A 16,930-nucleotide genomic window follows, 5' to 3' on the forward strand; every position below is an offset into this window, starting at 1 on the left:
GGGGGGGGGGGGGCGGGGGGGGGGGGGGGGGGGGGGGGGGGCGGGGGGGGGGGGGGCGGCGGGGGGGGGGGGGGGGGCGCAGACCCCCACGGCACCATCGCGCGCTTGTGAACAAAGGGTCAAGCAAGCGTTCCTCCCCCCACCACCCCTCCGAGTGAGCCGTTATAACACGTCAACATGACGCCCCGAAATTTGCCATCCCCGGAGCATAGTTGATATAGGAATACGCCCCTGACCAGCCGCTTCCCAGGTAAATGCGACTGCTTGTGACCATTTGACTCCTTTGCGTTGACAACTCTGGGCATGTTCACATTCGCCACCATTCACATGGTGGCGTAGATCACAAAGATGACGATGAACTGCGTGTCGCAGATCACAAGCCACCGGGCATAGGATGCGCTCGTTCCAGGCTTTGTGAACTGCCTCACATGAGGTGGATCTCGGGAACTGGAACGCGGGTTCACCTCAGTGTGACCCGCCGGTTCCGATCTGCAGTCAAGGACGACTGGACGGAGGGAGCGGGGGCTATGAATGCCTACGCGCCGATCCTCGTACTCGGTGCCATCGCGGCGGCGTTCGCGGTCGGTTCCGTCGTGATGGCCTCACTCACCGGCCCCAAGCGCTACAACCGGGCCAAGTTGGAGGCGTACGAGTGCGGCATCGAGCCGACCCCGCAGCCCGTGGGCGGCGGTCGGTTCCCGATCAAGTACTACCTGACGGCGATGCTCTTCATCGTCTTCGACATCGAGATCGTCTTCCTCTACCCCTGGGCGGTGACCTTCGACTCCCTGGGGCTCTTCGGGCTGGTCGAGATGCTCCTGTTCATCGCCACCGTCTTCGTCGCGTACGCCTACGTCTGGCGTCGCGGCGGCCTGGAGTGGGACTGAGGCAGGGGTGGCGCCGCCGCCCTTGTGAACGAGCGGACAAGCTCGGACGGGCCGGACGTTCCCCCGGACGCTCCGCGGGCGCATCGCCGGACGTACCAGAGGACTTGAGGGCATTGAGAGGGATCTGATGGGAATCGAGGAGAAGCTGCCGAGCGGCTTTCTGCTCACGACCGTGGAGTCGGCCGCCGGCTGGGTGCGCAAGGCGTCACTCTTCCCGGCCACCTTCGGTCTGGCCTGCTGCGCGATCGAGATGATGACCACCGGTGCCGGCCGCTACGACCTGGCCCGGTTCGGGATGGAGGTCTTCCGGGGCTCCCCCCGGCAGGCCGATCTGATGATCGTGGCGGGCCGGGTGAGTCAGAAGATGGCCCCGGTGCTGCGCCAGGTGTACGACCAGATGCCCAACCCGAAGTGGGTCATCTCGATGGGCGTCTGCGCCTCTTCCGGCGGGATGTTCAACAACTACGCGATCGTGCAGGGCGTCGACCACATCGTCCCGGTGGACATCTACCTGCCCGGTTGCCCGCCCCGCCCGGAGATGCTGCTGGACGCGATCCTGAAGCTGCACGACAAGATCCAGCACGAGCCGCTGGGCGTGAACCGGCGCCGCGCCGAGGAGTTGGGCGAGGCCCTGGCCCTCAAGGCGACCCCGATCAGCGAGATGCGGGGGCAGCTGCGATGAGCGAGCAGGTACCCGAGTCCCGCCGCGAGCAGCCGCCCCGGGAGATCCCGGTCGAGGTGGTCGGCCGCCGGCAGGGCATGTTCGGTGCCGACGGCACCGGCGACACCTCCGGCTTCGGCGGTCTGGCCGCCCCGATCGTGCTGCCCGGCCCGAGCGAACGCCCGTACGGCGGCTGGTTCGACGAGGTCGCCGACGAGTTCGAGGGCGCGCTGGAGGAGCAGGGCCTGGACCCGGCCGAGGTGGTCGAGAAGACCGTGGTCGACCGCGGCGAGCTCACCTTCCACCTGGACCGCACCCACCTGTTGAAGGCGGTGCGCATCCTGCGCGACGACCCGGCGCTGCGCTTCGAGCTGTGCCTGGGCGTGAGCGGGGTGCACTACCCGGGCGACCGGGGCCGCGAGCTGCACGCGGTCTACCACCTGCGCTCGATCACCCACGGCCGGCTGATCAGGCTGGAGGTCACCGCGCCGGACGCCGACCCGCGGATCCCCTCCGTGGTGAGCGTCTACCCGACCAGCAACTGGCACGAGCGCGAGGCCTACGACTTCTTCGGCCTGGTCTTCGACGGCCACCCGGCGCTCACCCGGATCATGATGCCGGACGACTGGCTGGGCCACCCGCAGCGCAAGGACTACCCGCTCGGCGGCATCCCCGTCGAGTACAAGGGCGCCCAGATCCCGGCTCCCGACCAGCGGAGGTCGTACAGCTGATGAGTACTCAGCACTACGAGGAAGCAGATGCCCGCGACACCACCGAGGGCCGGGTCTTCACCGTCACCGGCGGCGACTGGGGCGAGGTGATCGAGGCGGCCGGCCGGGCCGACGACGAGCGCATCATCGTCAACATGGGCCCCCAGCACCCGTCCACCCACGGCGTGCTGCGGCTGATCCTGGAGATCGACGGCGAGACGGTGAAGGAGGCCCGCTGCGGCATCGGCTACCTCCACACCGGCATCGAGAAGAACATGGAGTTCCGCAGCTGGGTCCAGGGCACCACCTTCGTGACCCGCATGGACTACGTGATCCCGCTGTTCAACGAGACCGCCTACTGCCTGGCGGTCGAGAAGCTGCTCGGCATCACCGACGACATCCCGGAGCGGGCCAGCGTCATCCGGGTGATGATGATGGAGCTCAACCGGATCGCCTCGCACCTGGTCTGCCTGGCCACCGGCGGCATGGAGATCGGCGCCACCACCCTGATGGTCTACGGGTTCCGGGACCGCGAGCTGATCCTGGACGTCTTCGAACTGGTCACCGGCCTGCGCATGAACCACGCGTACGTCCGCCCCGGCGGCCTGGCCCAGGACCTGCCGCCCGGCGCCGTCGACCAGATCCGCGAGGCGGTCCGCACCCTCCGCTCCCGGATGCACGAGTACGACAAACTCGCCACCGGCAACCCGGTGTTCAAGGCCCGGCTGGTCGACGTCGGCTTCCTGGACCTGGCCGGCTGCCTGGCCCTGGGCGCCACCGGTCCGATCCTGCGGGCCACCGGCCTGCCGCACGACCTGCGCAAGACCGATCCGTACTGCGGCTACCAGGACTACGACTTCGAGGTCGCGGTCGCCGACACCGCCGACTCCTACGGCCGGTTCCTGATCCGGCTGGAGGAGATGAAGCAGTCCCTGCGGATCGTCGAGCAGTGCCTGGACCGGCTGCGCCCGGGCCCGGTCATGGTGGCCGACAAGAAGATCGCCTGGCCGGCCCAACTGGCCGTCGGCCCGGACGGGATGGGCAACTCGCTCGACCACATCCGCAAGATCATGGGCACCTCGATGGAGGCCCTGATCCACCACTTCAAGCTGGTCACCGAGGGCTTCCGGGTCCCGGTCGGCCAGGCGTACGCGGCGGTCGAGTCGTCCAAGGGCGAGCTGGGCGTGCACGTGGTCAGCGACGGCGGGACGCGCCCGTACCGGGTGCACTTCCGGGACCCGTCGTTCACCAATCTGCAGACGATGGCGGCGATGTGCGAGGGCGGCCAGGTGGCCGACGTGATCGTCGCGGTGGCCGGGATCGACCCGGTGATGGGAGGCGTGGACCGGTGACGGACGTCGAACTGGGACTGCCGGCGATGCCGGCCCCGCCGTACCCGGAGGAGGTGCGCTCCCGGCTGGCCGCCGACGCCGCCGAGCTGATCGGCCGCTACCCGCAGGCCCGTTCGGCGCTGCTGCCGCTGCTGCACCTGGTGCAGGCCGAGGAGGGCTTCGTCAGCCGGACCGGGATCCGCTTCTGCGCCGAGCAGTTGGGGCTCACCACGGCCGAGGTCACCGCCGTCGCCACCTTCTACACGATGTACCGGCGGCGCCCGGCCGGGAAGTACCACGTCGGGGTCTGCACCAACACCCTGTGCGCGGTGCTCGGCGGGGACCGGATCTTCGCCGACCTCCAGGAGCACCTGGGCATCGGCAACAACGAGACCACCGAGGACGGCGAGATCTCGATCGAGCACATCGAGTGCAACGCCGCCTGCGACTACGCCCCCGTGGTGATGGTCAACTGGGAGTTCTTCGACGACCAGACCCCGCAGAGCGCCCGCCGGCTGGTCGACGACCTGCGGGCCGGCCGCGAGGTGCGGCCCACCCGCGGCGCCCGGCTGTGCGGCTTCAAGGAGACCGCCCGGATCCTGGCCGGCTTCCCGGACGAGCGCCCGGGCGCCAACGACGAGTCGGGTGCCGGCGGCGCCCCCTCGCTGGCCGGGCTGCGGCTGGCGCGCGGCGAGGCCCTGCCCGGCACCGCCGGCACCAAGGTGGTCTCCCCCCGCCACGAGGCCCCCCGCCACGGGGATCCGGGCCACGGGGAGCCGGGCCACGAAGGCAAGGCCGACGGCCAGGAAGGGACCGAAGCGTGATGACCTCCGCCGAGCCGGCCGAGAAGCTGCTCACCCCCGTCCTGTCCGACCCCTGGGACGACAGCCGTCCCTGGACCCTCGCCACCTACCGCCGCCACCACGGCTACGAGGGCCTCAAGGCGGCCCTCGCGATGCCCCCGGACGACGTGATCGCCCTGGTCAAGGACTCCGGTCTGCGCGGCCGCGGCGGTGCCGGCTTCCCCACCGGGATGAAGTGGCAGTTCATCCCGCAGAACGACGGCAAGCCGCACTACCTGGTGGTCAACGCGGACGAGTCCGAGCCGGGCACCTGCAAGGACATCCCGCTGCTGTTCGCCAACCCGCACTCCCTCATCGAGGGCATGGTCATCGCCTCCTACGCGATCCGCTGCGACCACGCGTTCATCTACCTGCGCGGCGAGGTCGTCCCGGTGCTGCGCCGCCTGCACGCCGCGGTCGCCGAGGCGTACGCGGCGGGACTGCTCGGCCGGGACATCCTCGGCTCGGGCGTGAACCTGGACATCACCGTCCACGCCGGCGCCGGCGCCTACATCTGCGGCGAGGAGACGGCGCTGCTGGACTCGCTGGAGGGCCGCCGCGGCCAGCCGAGGCTGCGCCCGCCGTTCCCGGCGATCGCCGGCCTGTACGCCTGCCCGACGGTGGTCAACAACGTCGAGTCGATCGCCTCGGTGCCGCCGATCCTGGCCCGCGGCAAGGAGTGGTTCAAGGGCCTGGGCACCGAGAAGTCCCCGGGCTTCACGCTGTACTCGCTGTCCGGCCACGTCACCAACCCCGGCCAGTACGAGGCCCCGCTCGGCATCACGCTGCGCCAGCTGCTGGACCTCTCCGGCGGCGTCCGGGCCGGGCACCGGTTGAAGTTCTGGACCCCGGGCGGCTCCTCCACCCCGATGTTCACCGACGAGCACCTCGACGTCCCGCTGGACTACGAGGGCGTCGGCGCGGCGGGCTCGATGCTCGGCACCAAGGCGCTGCAGGTCTTCGACGAGACCACCTGCGTGGTGCGGGCGGTGACCCGTTGGACGGAGTTCTACGCCCACGAGTCCTGCGGCAAGTGCACCCCCTGCCGGGAGGGCACCTACTGGCTGGTCCAGCTGTTGAAGCGGATCGAGGCGGGCCAGGGCGTCGACGGGGACCTGGAGAAGCTCCTCGACATCGCCGACAACATCAACGGCAAGTCCTTCTGCGCGCTGGGCGACGGCGCGGCGAGCCCGATCGTCTCCTCGCTCCAGTACTTCCGGGCCGAGTACGAGCAGCACCTGGCCGAGCGCCGCTGCCCGTTCGACCCGGCCGCGTCCACCGTCTGGGCCGACGGCCCCCGCCCCGGCCACCAGTCCGCCACCGAGAGGGAGGTGCACGCGTGACGATCACCGAGCCGGCCGCCTCCACGAACGACGGAGCCGCGGTCGAACTGGTCACGCTCACCATCGACGGCGTCGAAGTGAAGGTCCCCAAGGGCACCTTGGTGATCCGGGCCGCCGAGACCATCGGCACCCAGATCCCGCGCTTCTGCGACCATCCGCTGCTGGATCCGGCCGGCGCCTGCCGGCAGTGCATCGTGGAGGTCGAGGGCCAGCGCAAGCCGGTCGCCTCCTGCACCATCCCGGTCGCCGAGGGCATGGTGGTGCGCACCCAGCTGAGTTCGCCGGTGGCGGAGAAGGCCCAGCGCGGCGTGATGGAGCTGCTGCTGATCAACCACCCGCTGGACTGCCCGGTCTGCGACAAGGGCGGCGAGTGCCCGCTGCAGAACCAGGCGATGAGCAGCGGCGCGGCGGACTCCCGGTTCGAGGGGATGAAGCGCACCTACGCGAAGCCGCTGCCGATCAGCAGCCAGGTGCTGCTGGACCGGGAGCGCTGCGTGCTGTGCGCGCGCTGCACCCGCTTCTCGCAGCAGATCGCCGGGGACCCGTTCATCGACCTGGTGGAGCGCGGGGCGCTGCAGCAGGTGGGCACGGGGGAGGGGGACGACTTCGAGTCGTACTTCTCCGGGAACACCATCCAGATCTGTCCGGTGGGGGCGCTGACCTCGGCGGCTTATCGTTTCCGCTCGCGCCCCTTCGACCTGGTGTCCTCGCCGAGCGTGTGCGAGCACTGCTCGGCGGGTTGCGCGCAGCGCACCGATCACCGGCGGGGCAAGGTGCTGCGCCGGCTGGCGGGCGAGGACCCGGCGGTGAACGAGGAGTGGAACTGCGACAAGGGCCGGTTCGCGTTCCGCTACGCCCAGCAGCGGGACCGGCTGACGGCCCCGCTGGTGCGGGTGGACGGCGAGCTGGTGCCGGTCTCCTGGCCGGAGGCGTTGCGGCGGGCCGCCGAGGGTCTGCGCGGGGCCCGTACGGGTGTGCTGGCGGGCGGCCGGGTGACGGTGGAGGACGCGTACGCGTACGCGAAGTTCGCCCGGGTGGTGCTGGGCACCAACGACGTGGACTTCCGGTCCCGCCCGCACAGCGGTGAGGAGGCGGACTTCCTGGCCGCGGCGGTCGCCGGGCGCGGGGTGGACGTGGACGGTTCGGGCGTCGACTACGCGCGGCTGGAGCAGGCTCCGGCGGTGCTGCTGGCGGGGTTCGAGCCGGAGGAGGAGTCGCCGATCGTCTTCCTGCGGCTGCGCAAGGCGTCCCGGGGCAACGGCGTCAAGGTGTTCTCGGTGGCGTCGTTCGCCTCCCGGGGGCTGGCGAAGCTGCGCGGTGCGCTGCTGCCGGCGGCGCCGGGGACGGAGCCGGAGTGGTTCGCGGCGCTGGCGGCGGACGAGCCGTTGAACGACGAGGCCGGGCGGGCGGCGGAGCTGTTGCGCCGGCCGGGTGCGGTGATCCTGGCGGGTGAGCGGCTGGCGTCGGTGCCGGGTGCGTTGACGGCGGTGCTGCGGTTGGCGCACGCGACCGGGGCGGCGCTGGCCTGGGTGCCGCGCCGGGCCGGGGAGCGCGGGGCGGTGGAGGCCGGCGCGCTGCCGGGTCTGCTGCCGGGCGGCCGTCCGGTGGCGGACGCGGCGGCGCGGGCCCAGGCGGCCTCGGTGTGGGGGGTGGCGGAGCTGCCGTCGCGTCCGGGCCGGGACACCGGCCAGATCCTGACCGCGGCGGCGCGGGGCGATCTGGACGCGTTGCTGGTCGGCGGGGTGGACCTTGACGATCTGCCGGATCCGGCGCTGGCCGGGGAGGCGCTGGCGGCGGTGCCGTTCGTGGTGTCGCTGGAGCTGCGGCCGTCGGCGGTGACGGGCCGGGCCGACGTGGTGCTGCCGGTGGCGGCGGTGGCGGAGAAGGCGGGGACGTTCCTGGACTGGGAGGGCCGGGTGCGGATGTTCGAGGCCGCGCTCAAGCCGGACCAGCAGATGGGCCGTCACCTTCAGTCGGACCTGCGGGTGCTGGCGATGCTGGCGGACGCGCTGGGGCACCGGCTGGGCCTGGCGGACGTGCGGGCGGCCCGGCTGGAGCTGGACCGCTTCGGGCCGTGGCGGGGTGACCGCGCGGCGGATCCGGCGGCGCACCCGGGTGTGCTGCCGCGTCCGGCCACCGGCCAGGCGGTGCTGGCGGGTTGGCGGCTGCTGCTGGACGAGGGCTCCTTGCAGGACGGCGATCCGCACCTGGCGGGGACGCGGCACCGGGCGGTGGCCCGGGTGTCGTCGGCCACCGCGAAGGAGATCGGCGCCAAGGAGGTCGGCGCGGGTGTCGGCACGGGGGTCGGCGCCGAGGCCGGCGCGGAGGCCGCCGGTGCGCTGCGGCTGACCGGTCCGGCGGGTTCGCTGGTCCTGCCGCTGGAGGTGACCGACTCGGTCCCGGACCGTACGGTCTGGATCCCGCTCAACTCCACGCCGGGCGGCGCGCACCGCGCGCTCGGCACCACCGTCGGCCATCTGGTGACGATCGCCGCGGCCGAGCTCGCGCCGGTCGCCGTCGAGGGCGGGTCCCGGGAAGGGGAGGTCCGATGACGACTCCGCAGCCGTACGAGACGCTCCACTTCTTCGGCCAGGACCCGTGGTGGCTGGTGCTGTTGAAGGCGGTGTTCTGCTTCGCCTTCCTGGTGCTGACGGTGCTGGTGACGATCGTCTGGGAGCGCAAGGTGGTGGCCTGGATGCAGTTGCGCATCGGGCCGAACCGGCACGGGCCGTGGGGCCTGCTGCAGTCGCTGGCGGACGGCGTGAAGCTGGCACTCAAGGAGGACCTGGTCGTCAAGGGCGCGGACAAGGTGGTCTACGTCCTGGCCCCGATCGTCTGCGCGATCCCGGCGTTCATGGCCTTCGCGGTGATCCCGTTCGGCCCGGCCGGCGAGGAGGTGTCGGTCTTCGGCACCCGGACGCCGCTGCAGCTGACCGACTTCCCGGTGGCGCTGCTCTACATCCTGGCCACCGCCTCGATCGGCATCTACGGGATCGTGCTGGCCGGTTGGTCCTCCGGTTCGACGTACCCGCTGCTGGGCGGCCTGCGGTCGGCCGCGCAGATGATCAGCTACGAGATCGCGATGGGCCTGTCCTTCGCGGCGGTGTTCGTCTACTCGGGGTCGATGTCGACCTCGGAGATCGTGGCGCACCAGCAGCCGAAGTGGTTCGCGGTGCTGCTGCCGGTGTCGTTCATCGTCTACGTCATCGCGATGGTCGGGGAGACCAACCGGGCGCCGTTCGACCTCCCGGAGGCCGAGGGCGAGCTGGTGGGCGGTTTCAACACCGAGTACTCCTCGTTGAAGTTCGCGATGTTCATGCTGGCCGAGTACGTCAACATGGTGACGGTCTCGGCGGTGGCGTCGACCCTGTTCCTGGGCGGCTGGCGGGCCCCGTGGCCGGTGTCGGCCTTCTGGGAGGGCGCCAACCACGGCTGGTGGCCGATGCTGTGGATCACCTTGAAGATCCAGCTGCTGGTGTTCTTCTTCATCTGGCTGCGCGGCACGCTGCCGCGGTTGCGCTACGACCAGTTCATGAAGCTGGGCTGGAAGGTGCTGATCCCGGTCTCGCTGGTGTGGCTGGTGCTGATCGCGAGCGTGCGGGCGCTGCGCAACGAGGGGTACGGCTTCGGCGAGGTGGTGCTCTACGTGGGCGCGCCGGTCGGCGCGATCCTGCTGCTGGCGCTGGTCCGGGACTTCCTGCGCAAGGAGAAGGAGCCCGGGCCGGAGCAGGAGGCCCCGGGCAAGGGCGAGTTCGATCCGATGGCGGGCGGGTACCCGGTGCCGCCGCTGCCCGGGCAGGTGCTGCCGCCGGTGCCGCGCCGGCCGGGCCGGGCCCCGAAGCAACTCCAGGACGCCCTCAACGGGGCCGACCATTCCGAAGGGAGCTGATCCGCGATGTCGTCCGACCAGACGGGCCGGCCCGAGCGGGCCGACCGGCCGTCGGTGCTCGGTCCGGCCGCCGGTTTCGGCGTGACCTTCAAGGCCATGTTCAAGAAGCGGCTGACCGAGCAGTACCCGGAGCAGAAGAAGCCCACGGCTCCGCGCTTCCACGGCCGCCACCAGCTGAACCGGCATCCGGACGGGCTGGAGAAGTGCGTCGGCTGCGAGCTGTGCGCGTGGGCCTGCCCGGCCGACGCGATCTACGTGGAGGGCGCGGACAACCGGGACGAGGAGCGCTACTCGCCGGGTGAGCGCTACGGCGCGGTGTACCAGATCAACTACGCCCGCTGCATCCTGTGCGGGCTGTGCATCGAGGCCTGTCCCACCCGGGCGCTGACGATGACCAACGAGTACGAGCTGGCGGACTCCTCCCGCAAGGACCTGATCTTCACCAAGGAGCAGCTGCTGGTGGGCCTGTCGGAGGACATGGTCGACACCCCGCACGCGATCTTCCCGGGCACCGACGAGGGTGCGTACTACCGGGGCGAGATCACGGGGGCGGCGCCGGGGACGGTCCAGCAGGAGCGCACCGACCGGGAGAAGGAGGTGCGGCAGTGATCGCACAGCTGGCGGCGGCGGGCGGGACGACCTCCACGGGTGAGGCCGTCCAGTTCTGGGTGCTCGCGGTGATCGCGGTCGGTGGCGCGCTGGGGATGCTGCTGATGCGCAAGGCGGTGCACAGCGCGCTGTGCCTGGCGGCGACCATGCTGGCGCTGGCGGTCTGTTACATGGCCCAGGGCGCGGTGTTCCTGGGCGTGGTGCAGATCGTGGTGTACACCGGCGCGATCATGATGCTGTTCCTGTTCGTGGTGATGCTGGTCGGCGTGACCAGCGAGGACTCCCTGAAGGAGCAGTTGAAGGGCCAGCGGTTCGCGGCGGTGCTGTGCGGGCTGGGCTTCGGGGTGCTGCTGATCGCGGGCATCGCGAACGCGCGGCTGGACCACTTCACCGGGCTGGCCGAGGCGAACGCCGAGGGCAACGTGCCGGGCCTGGCCCGGCTGATCTTCACCCGCTACGTGTGGGCCTTCGAGGTCACCGGCGCGCTGCTGATCACCGCGGCGGTCGGTGCGATGGTGCTGACCCACCGGGAGCACGTGAAGGCGCCGAAGACCCAGCGGGAGCTGGCGGAGCAGCGGGTGCGGGACAACATCCAGCTGCCGCCGCTGCCGGCGCCGGGCGTGTACGCGCGGCACAACGCGGTGGACGTGCCGGCGCTGCTGCCGGACGGCACGATCGCGGAGGACTCGGTGATGGCGACGCTGCGCGAGCGCGGCCAGGTCCGGGACGTCAGCCAGGAGATGCTGCGGCGGATGGCGGAGCTGGAGAACAGTACGGCGGACTGGCTGGGCCGGCCGTCCTCGGAGCGGCCGGTGGTGGCGGCTCCGCGCGGGCCCCTGGAGCCGGTCCCGGGCCACGGGTCCGAGCCGCGCGAGGCCGGGGAGGGGGAGCGGTGAATCCGGTCAACTACCTCTATCTGTCCGCCCTGTTGTTCACCATCGGCGCGTCCGGGGTGTTGATCCGGCGCAACGCGGTGGTGCTGTTCATGTGCGTCGAGCTGATGCTGAACGCCTCGAACCTGGCACTGGTGACGTTCTCCCGGCTGCACGGGACCCTGGACGGTCAGATCATCGCGTTCTTCACGATGGTGGTGGCGGCGGCCGAGGTCGTGGTCGGCCTCGCCATCATCGTCTCCATCTTCCGGACCAGGCACTCCGCTTCGGTCGACGACAGCAATCTGATGAAGCTGTAGGCGGAGGACCTTCGGTGAACTCTCTCATTCCGCTGCTGGTGGCGGCTCCGCTGGCCGGTGCCGCCCTGCTGCTCCTGGGCGGTCGGGCCTTCGACCGCTTCGGCCACTGGCTGGCGACCGCGCTCGCCGCGCTCTCGTTCGGCTTCGGCCTGGCCCTGTTCTCGGACATGCTGGGCCGGGACGTCGAGCACCGGGCGGTGACGAAGCACCTGTTCAGCTGGGTGCCGGTGAACGCCTTCCAGGCCGACGTCTCGTTCCGGCTCGACCAGTTGTCGATGACCTTCGTGCTGTTGATCACCGGGGTGGGCACGCTGATCCACCTGTACTCGGTGGGCTACATGGCGCACGACGAGCGCCGGCGCCGCTTCTTCGCGTACCTGAACCTGTTCCTGGCCGCCATGCTGCTGCTGGTGCTGGCGGACAACTACCTCCTGCTGTACTTCGGTTGGGAGGGCGTGGGCCTGGCCTCGTACCTGCTGATCGGCTTCTGGCAGCACAAGCCGAGTGCGGCGACGGCCGCGAAGAAGGCGTTCCTGGTCAACCGGGTCGGCGACATGGGCCTGTCGATCGCGATCATGCTGATGTTCGCCGAGTTCGGCTCCTTCGCCTTCACCCCGGTCCTCGGTTCGGAGGGCGCGGTCGGGGCGGTGCACGGGGCGAGCGAGGGCAGGCTGACGGCGATCGGCCTGATGCTGCTGCTGGCCGCGTGCGGCAAGTCGGCGCAGGTGCCGCTGCAGTCCTGGCTGGGGGACGCGATGGAGGGCCCGACCCCGGTCTCGGCCCTGATCCACGCGGCCACCATGGTGACCGCCGGGGTCTACCTGATCACCCGGTCCTCGGCGATCTTCGACCTGGCGCCGGACGCCCAGACCGCCGTGGTGGTGGTCGGTGCGGTGACGCTGCTGTTCGGTGCGGTCGTCGGTTGCGCCAAGGACGACATCAAGAAGGCGCTGGCCGGCTCGACCATGTCGCAGATCGGCTACATGGTCCTGGCGGCCGGGCTGGGCCCGATCGGCTACGTGTTCGCGATCATGCACCTGGTGACCCACGGCTTCTTCAAGGCCGGGCTGTTCCTCGGCGCCGGGTCGGTCATGCACGGCATGGACGACGAGGTGAACATGCGCCGCTACGGCGGCCTGTGGCGGCACATGCCGTGGACCTTCGCCACGTTCGGCCTGGGCTACCTGGCCATCATCGGCTTCCCCGGGCTGTCCGGCTTCTTCTCCAAGGACAAGATCATCGAGGCGGCCTTCGCCAAGGGCGGCACCGAGGGCTGGATCCTCGGCCTGTGCGCGCTGGTCGGCGCGGCCGTCACCGCGTTCTACATGACCCGGGTGATGCTGCTGACCTTCTTCGGCGAGAAGCGCTGGCAGCCGGACGCCGAGGGCAACCTCCCGCACCCGCACGAGTCGCCGCGGACCATGGTCGTGCCGATGGTCCTGCTGGCCTTCGGCTCGGTCTTCGCCGGCGGGCTGTTCGTCTACCACGGCTCCTTCCTGAAGTGGCTGGAGCCGGTCACCGGCCACAGCGAGGGCAACCCGCCGCTCGGCTCCTGGACGGTCACCGGGCTGACCACGGCCTGCATGCTGGCCGGCGTCGGGCTGGCGTACCTGATGTACGGGCGCTCGCCCGTCCCGGTGGTGCCGCCGGTCGGCTCCCCGCTCACCCGGGCGGCCCGCCGCGACCTGCTGCAGGACGACTTCAACCACGCGGTGCTGGTGCGGCCGGGCTCGGCGCTGGCGGCGACCCTGGTCTACTTCGACAGCCGCGGCCTGGACGGCTTCGTCAACGGCCTGGCCGCCCTCATCGGGGGCCTGTCCGGCCGGCTGCGGCGGGTCCAGAACGGCTTCGTCCGCTCGTACGCGCTCTCCATGTTCGGCGGCACGCTGGTGCTGGTCGCCTCGACTCTCCTGATGAGGTCCGTGTGATGACTGTGATTCGCCCGCTCGCCTCCGGGCGCTCGGACCCGGCGCCGGCACTCTTCGCTCCGGCACTCCCTCCTTCGTCGGTCGCTGGTCGCTCATCGCTCTCGGCACCGGCGCGCCCTTCGGCTCGGGGCGGGGAAACGCGTCGGGAGGCCAGGCCGTGAGCGTGCTACTGACCACCACCTGTGCCGTCCCGGCGGCCGGCGCGGTGCTGACCGCCGCCCTGCCCGCCGGGTCGAACGCGGCCCGGCGGCGCACCATCAAGACCGTCGCGCTGGCCGTGTCGGGGGTGACCCTGGTGCTGGCCGCCCTGGTGGCGCTGCGCTTCGACCCGCACGGCGCCCGGTTCCAGCTGACCGAGTCGTACAGCTGGATCCGCTCCTTCGGCATCACCTTCTCGCTCGGCGTGGACGGCATCGGCGCGGTGCTGGCCCTGCTGACGGCCGTCCTGGTGCCGATGGTGATGCTGGCCTCCTGGCACGACGCGGACCCGGCCGCCCCGGGCCCCGACGGCAGCTTCGAGAACAAACGGCGCACCCAGGCCTTCTTCGCCCTGATCCTGGCGGTGGAGGCGATGGTGGTGGTGTCCTTCTACGCCACCGACGTCTTCCTGTTCTACGTGTTCTTCGAAGCCATGCTGATCCCGATGTACTTCCTGATCGGCGGCTTCGGCGACCGGGCCGGCGGCCCGGACTCGGCGCGCCAGCGCTCCTACGCGGCCGTCAAGTTCCTGCTGTACAACCTGCTCGGCGGCCTGGTGATGCTGGCCGCGGTGATCGGGCTGTACGTGATCGCCCAGGAGCAGGGCTTCGGCACCTTCGACCTGCCGACCCTCACCGGGGCGATCGCCGGCGGCAGCCTCAAGCTGTCCGGGACGGCGCAGAACGCGCTGTTCCTCGGCTTCTTCTTCGCCTTCGCGGTGAAGGCCCCGCTGTGGCCGCTGCACACCTGGCTGCCGAACGCGATGGGCGAGGCGACGGCCGGCACCGCGGTGCTGATCACCGCGGTGGTGGACAAGGTCGGCACCTTCGCGATGCTGCGCTTCTGCCTCGGGCTGTTCCCGGACGCCTCGAAGACCTTCGCCCCGGCGATCCTGGTGCTGTCGCTGGTCGGGATCGTCTACGGCGCGCTGCTGGCGGTCGGCCAGAAGGACATCAAGCGGCTGGTCGCCTACGCCTCGATCTCGCACTTCGGCTTCATCATCATGGGCGTCTTCGCGATGACCAGCCAGGGGCAGAGCGGCGCGACCCTCTACATGGTCAACCACGGCCTCTCCACCGCCGCGTGGATGCTGGTGGCCGGCTTCCTGATCTCGCGCCGCGGCTCGCGGCTGATCGCCGACTACGGCGGCGTGCAGAAGGTCGCCCCGGTGCTCGCCGGGACCTTCCTGATCGGCAGCCTGGCGACCCTGTCGCTGCCGGGACTGGCCCCGTTCGTCAGCGAGTTCCTGGTACTGGTGGGCACCTTCACCCGCTACCCGGCGATCGGCGTCGTCGCCACCCTCGGCATCGTGCTGGCCGCGCTGTACGCGCTGCTGCTGTACCAGCGCACCATGACCGGCCCGGTGAAGGAGGGCGTGCGCGCGATGCCCGACCTCAAGGTCCGGGAACTGGCCGTGGTGGCACCGCTGGTGGCGCTGACGATCCTGCTCGGGGTGTACCCGAAGCCGCTCACCGACCTGGTGAACCCCTCGGTGGACGCGACGCTCTCGCAGGTCCACCGGACCGACCCGGCGCCGGCCCACCCGGTCGCCGCCACCTCAGGAGGTGAGCAGAAGTGAGTGCCACCGCAGTGCTCGCCGCCGTCGGCGGCAACACCCCCGGCATCCCGGCGCCGCACATCGAGTACGGCCAACTCTCCCCGATGCTGGTGGTCTTCGGGGCCGCCGTGGCGGGCGTCCTGGTCGAGGCCTTCGTCCCGCGCCGGCTGCGGCACTGGACCCAGGTGTCGCTGGCGCTGGTCGCGCTGGCCGGCGCGTTCGCCGCCGTGGTGGTGCTGGCGACGCAGGGCCACGGCGCGCCGCGGGTCGACCTGCTGGCCATGGAGTCGGTCGCCCTGGACGGCCCGGCGCTGTTCCTCCAGGGCGTGATCCTGCTGGTCGCCGTCGTCGCGGTGCTCACCTACGCGGAGCGCAGGCTGGAGCCCAAGGCCGGCGGCCTGCCCGCCGACGCCTTCGCCGCCCAGGCGTCCGCCACCCCGGGCGGGGAGCAGGAGCGGGACGCGGTCCGGGCCGGCTTCGCGACCACCGAGGTCTTCCCGCTGACCCTGTTCGCGGTCGGCGGCATGCTGCTCTTCCCAGCCGCCAACGACCTGCTGACCATGTTCGTGGCGCTGGAGGTCTTCTCCCTCCCGCTGTACCTGCTGTGCGCGCTGGCCCGGCGCCGCCGGCTGCTGTCCCAGGAGGCGGCGGTCAAGTACTTCCTGCTGGGCGCCTTCGCCTCGGCGTTCTTCCTGTTCGGCACCGCGCTGCTGTACGGCTACGCGGGCAGCGTCAAGCTCGGCGACATCGCGGACGTCATCTCCGGCAAGGCGATGACGACCCCGGCGCAGCTGAGCAGCACCCAGAGCGACGCGCTGCTGCTGACCGGCCTGGCGCTGCTGGCGGTGGGCCTGCTGTTCAAGGTGGGCGCGGTGCCGTTCCACTCCTGGACCCCGGACGTCTACCAGGGCGCGCCGACCCCGGTGACCGGCTTCATGGCCGCGGCCACCAAGGTCGCCGCGTTCGGGGCGTTCCTGCGGCTGTTCTACGTGGCCTTCCCGGGCCTGCGGCTGGACTGGCGGCCGGTGCTGTGGGGCGTGGCGATCCTGACCATGGTGGTCGGCGCGGTGCTGGCGGTGACCCAGCAGGACGTCAAGCGGCTGCTGGCGTACTCCTCGATCGCGCACGCCGGGTTCATCCTGACCGGGGTGATCGCGGTCAACAAGCAGGGCCTGTCCTCGGTGCTGTTCTACCTGGCGGCGTACTCCTTCGTGACGCTGGGGGCCTTCGCCGTGGTCACCCTGGTGCGCGACTCCAAGGGGGAGGCGACCCACCTGTCCAGCTGGGCGGGGCTGGGGCGGCGCTCGCCGCTGGTGGCGGCGGTCTTCGCGCTGTTCCTGCTGGCCTTCGCCGGGATCCCGCTGACCTCCGGCTTCACCGGGAAGTTCGCGGTGTTCCAGGCGGCGGCGGCCGGCGGGGCGACGCCGCTGGTGATCGTGGGTGTGCTGAGTTCGGCGGTGGCCGCGTTCTTCTACATCCGGGTGATCGTGCTGATGTTCTTCTCCGACCCGCAGCCGGGCGGTCCGACGGTGGCGATCCCGAGCGCCTTCACGGCGACCGCGATCGGGGTGGGGGTGCTGGTCACGCTGGGTCTGGGCCTGCTGCCGCAGTACTTCCTGGACCTCGCGTCCAAGGCCTCGCTGTTCGCGTACTGACCGTAGCCGGTCGGTTTGTTGGGGGGGGGGGGGCGGCGCCCCCCGCGGCGGACGGGGGGCGTGTTTTGTATCATATTTCCCCCCCCCCCCCGCGCGGCCCCCGCCGCGCACCACCGCCGCGACGGGC

General features: G+C 71.1%; 14 protein-coding genes. All 14 read left to right on the forward strand.

Annotated elements, in window-relative coordinates; genetic code table 11:
• The first annotated feature begins 527 nt into the window (after positions 1-527).
• The 14 genes from ACFWXO_RS40810 to nuoN all read left to right on the forward strand — a co-directional run bounded on the left by ACFWXO_RS40810 (position 528) and on the right by nuoN (position 16,803).
• Positions 528-887, forward strand: a complete 360-nt coding sequence (locus tag ACFWXO_RS40810) for an NADH-quinone oxidoreductase subunit A (protein WP_360239135.1) — start codon at positions 528-530, stop codon at positions 885-887.
• A gap of 127 nt (positions 888-1,014) precedes the next feature.
• Positions 1,015-1,569 carry a NuoB/complex I 20 kDa subunit family protein gene (locus tag ACFWXO_RS40815; RefSeq protein WP_380531193.1) on the forward strand — a complete coding sequence of 185 codons (555 nt, stop codon included), beginning with the start codon at positions 1,015-1,017 and terminating at the stop codon, positions 1,567-1,569.
• Positions 1,566-2,279 (forward strand): NADH-quinone oxidoreductase subunit C, encoded by a 714-nt coding sequence (locus tag ACFWXO_RS40820; protein ID WP_375888972.1) that lies wholly within the window; start codon positions 1,566-1,568, stop codon positions 2,277-2,279. The genes ACFWXO_RS40815 and ACFWXO_RS40820 overlap by 4 nt, the downstream gene beginning before the upstream one ends.
• On the forward strand, positions 2,279-3,610 hold the full coding sequence (locus ACFWXO_RS40825; protein WP_380531196.1) for an NADH-quinone oxidoreductase subunit D: 1,332 nt from the start codon (positions 2,279-2,281) through the stop codon (positions 3,608-3,610). The genes ACFWXO_RS40820 and ACFWXO_RS40825 overlap by 1 nt, the downstream gene beginning before the upstream one ends.
• Complete coding sequence (gene nuoE, locus ACFWXO_RS40830) at positions 3,607-4,413, forward strand: NADH-quinone oxidoreductase subunit NuoE (protein WP_375888977.1); 807 nt, start codon at positions 3,607-3,609, stop codon at positions 4,411-4,413. The genes ACFWXO_RS40825 and nuoE overlap by 4 nt, the downstream gene beginning before the upstream one ends.
• Positions 4,413-5,774 (forward strand): NADH-quinone oxidoreductase subunit NuoF, encoded by a 1,362-nt coding sequence (gene nuoF, locus ACFWXO_RS40835; RefSeq protein WP_375888980.1) that lies wholly within the window; start codon positions 4,413-4,415, stop codon positions 5,772-5,774. The genes nuoE and nuoF overlap by 1 nt, the downstream gene beginning before the upstream one ends.
• On the forward strand, positions 5,771-8,326 hold the full coding sequence (locus tag ACFWXO_RS40840; protein WP_380531199.1) for an NADH-quinone oxidoreductase subunit G: 2,556 nt from the start codon (positions 5,771-5,773) through the stop codon (positions 8,324-8,326). The genes nuoF and ACFWXO_RS40840 overlap by 4 nt, the downstream gene beginning before the upstream one ends.
• Positions 8,323-9,663 (forward strand): NADH-quinone oxidoreductase subunit NuoH, encoded by a 1,341-nt coding sequence (nuoH, locus tag ACFWXO_RS40845; RefSeq protein ID WP_375888984.1) that lies wholly within the window; start codon positions 8,323-8,325, stop codon positions 9,661-9,663. The genes ACFWXO_RS40840 and nuoH overlap by 4 nt, the downstream gene beginning before the upstream one ends.
• Before the next feature lie 6 nt (positions 9,664-9,669).
• Entirely contained in the window at positions 9,670-10,272 is a 603-nt protein-coding gene (nuoI, locus tag ACFWXO_RS40850) for an NADH-quinone oxidoreductase subunit NuoI (protein WP_375888986.1), read from the forward strand.
• On the forward strand, positions 10,272-11,168 hold the full coding sequence (locus ACFWXO_RS40855; protein ID WP_380531204.1) for an NADH-quinone oxidoreductase subunit J: 897 nt from the start codon (positions 10,272-10,274) through the stop codon (positions 11,166-11,168). Before nuoI ends, ACFWXO_RS40855 begins: the two co-directional genes overlap by 1 nt.
• Positions 11,165-11,464: an NADH-quinone oxidoreductase subunit NuoK gene (gene nuoK, locus ACFWXO_RS40860; RefSeq protein ID WP_360244848.1), complete on the forward strand. Its 300-nt coding sequence runs from the start codon at positions 11,165-11,167 to the stop codon at positions 11,462-11,464. Before ACFWXO_RS40855 ends, nuoK begins: the two co-directional genes overlap by 4 nt.
• 14 nt (positions 11,465-11,478) lie before the next feature.
• A complete protein-coding gene (nuoL, locus tag ACFWXO_RS40865; RefSeq protein WP_380531201.1) occupies positions 11,479-13,392 on the forward strand; it encodes an NADH-quinone oxidoreductase subunit L in 1,914 nt (637 codons plus the stop codon).
• A gap of 157 nt (positions 13,393-13,549) precedes the next feature.
• A complete protein-coding gene (locus ACFWXO_RS40870; protein ID WP_380531202.1) occupies positions 13,550-15,169 on the forward strand; it encodes an NADH-quinone oxidoreductase subunit M in 1,620 nt (539 codons plus the stop codon).
• Positions 15,166-16,803, forward strand: coding sequence for an NADH-quinone oxidoreductase subunit NuoN (gene nuoN / locus ACFWXO_RS40875; protein WP_375888995.1), 1,638 nt, complete (start codon positions 15,166-15,168; stop codon positions 16,801-16,803). The genes ACFWXO_RS40870 and nuoN overlap by 4 nt, the downstream gene beginning before the upstream one ends.
• Positions 16,804-16,930 lie beyond the last annotated feature (127 nt).

The organism is Kitasatospora sp. NPDC059088 (genome assembly GCF_042738155.1).
Lineage (GTDB): Bacteria > Actinomycetota > Actinomycetes > Streptomycetales > Streptomycetaceae > Kitasatospora.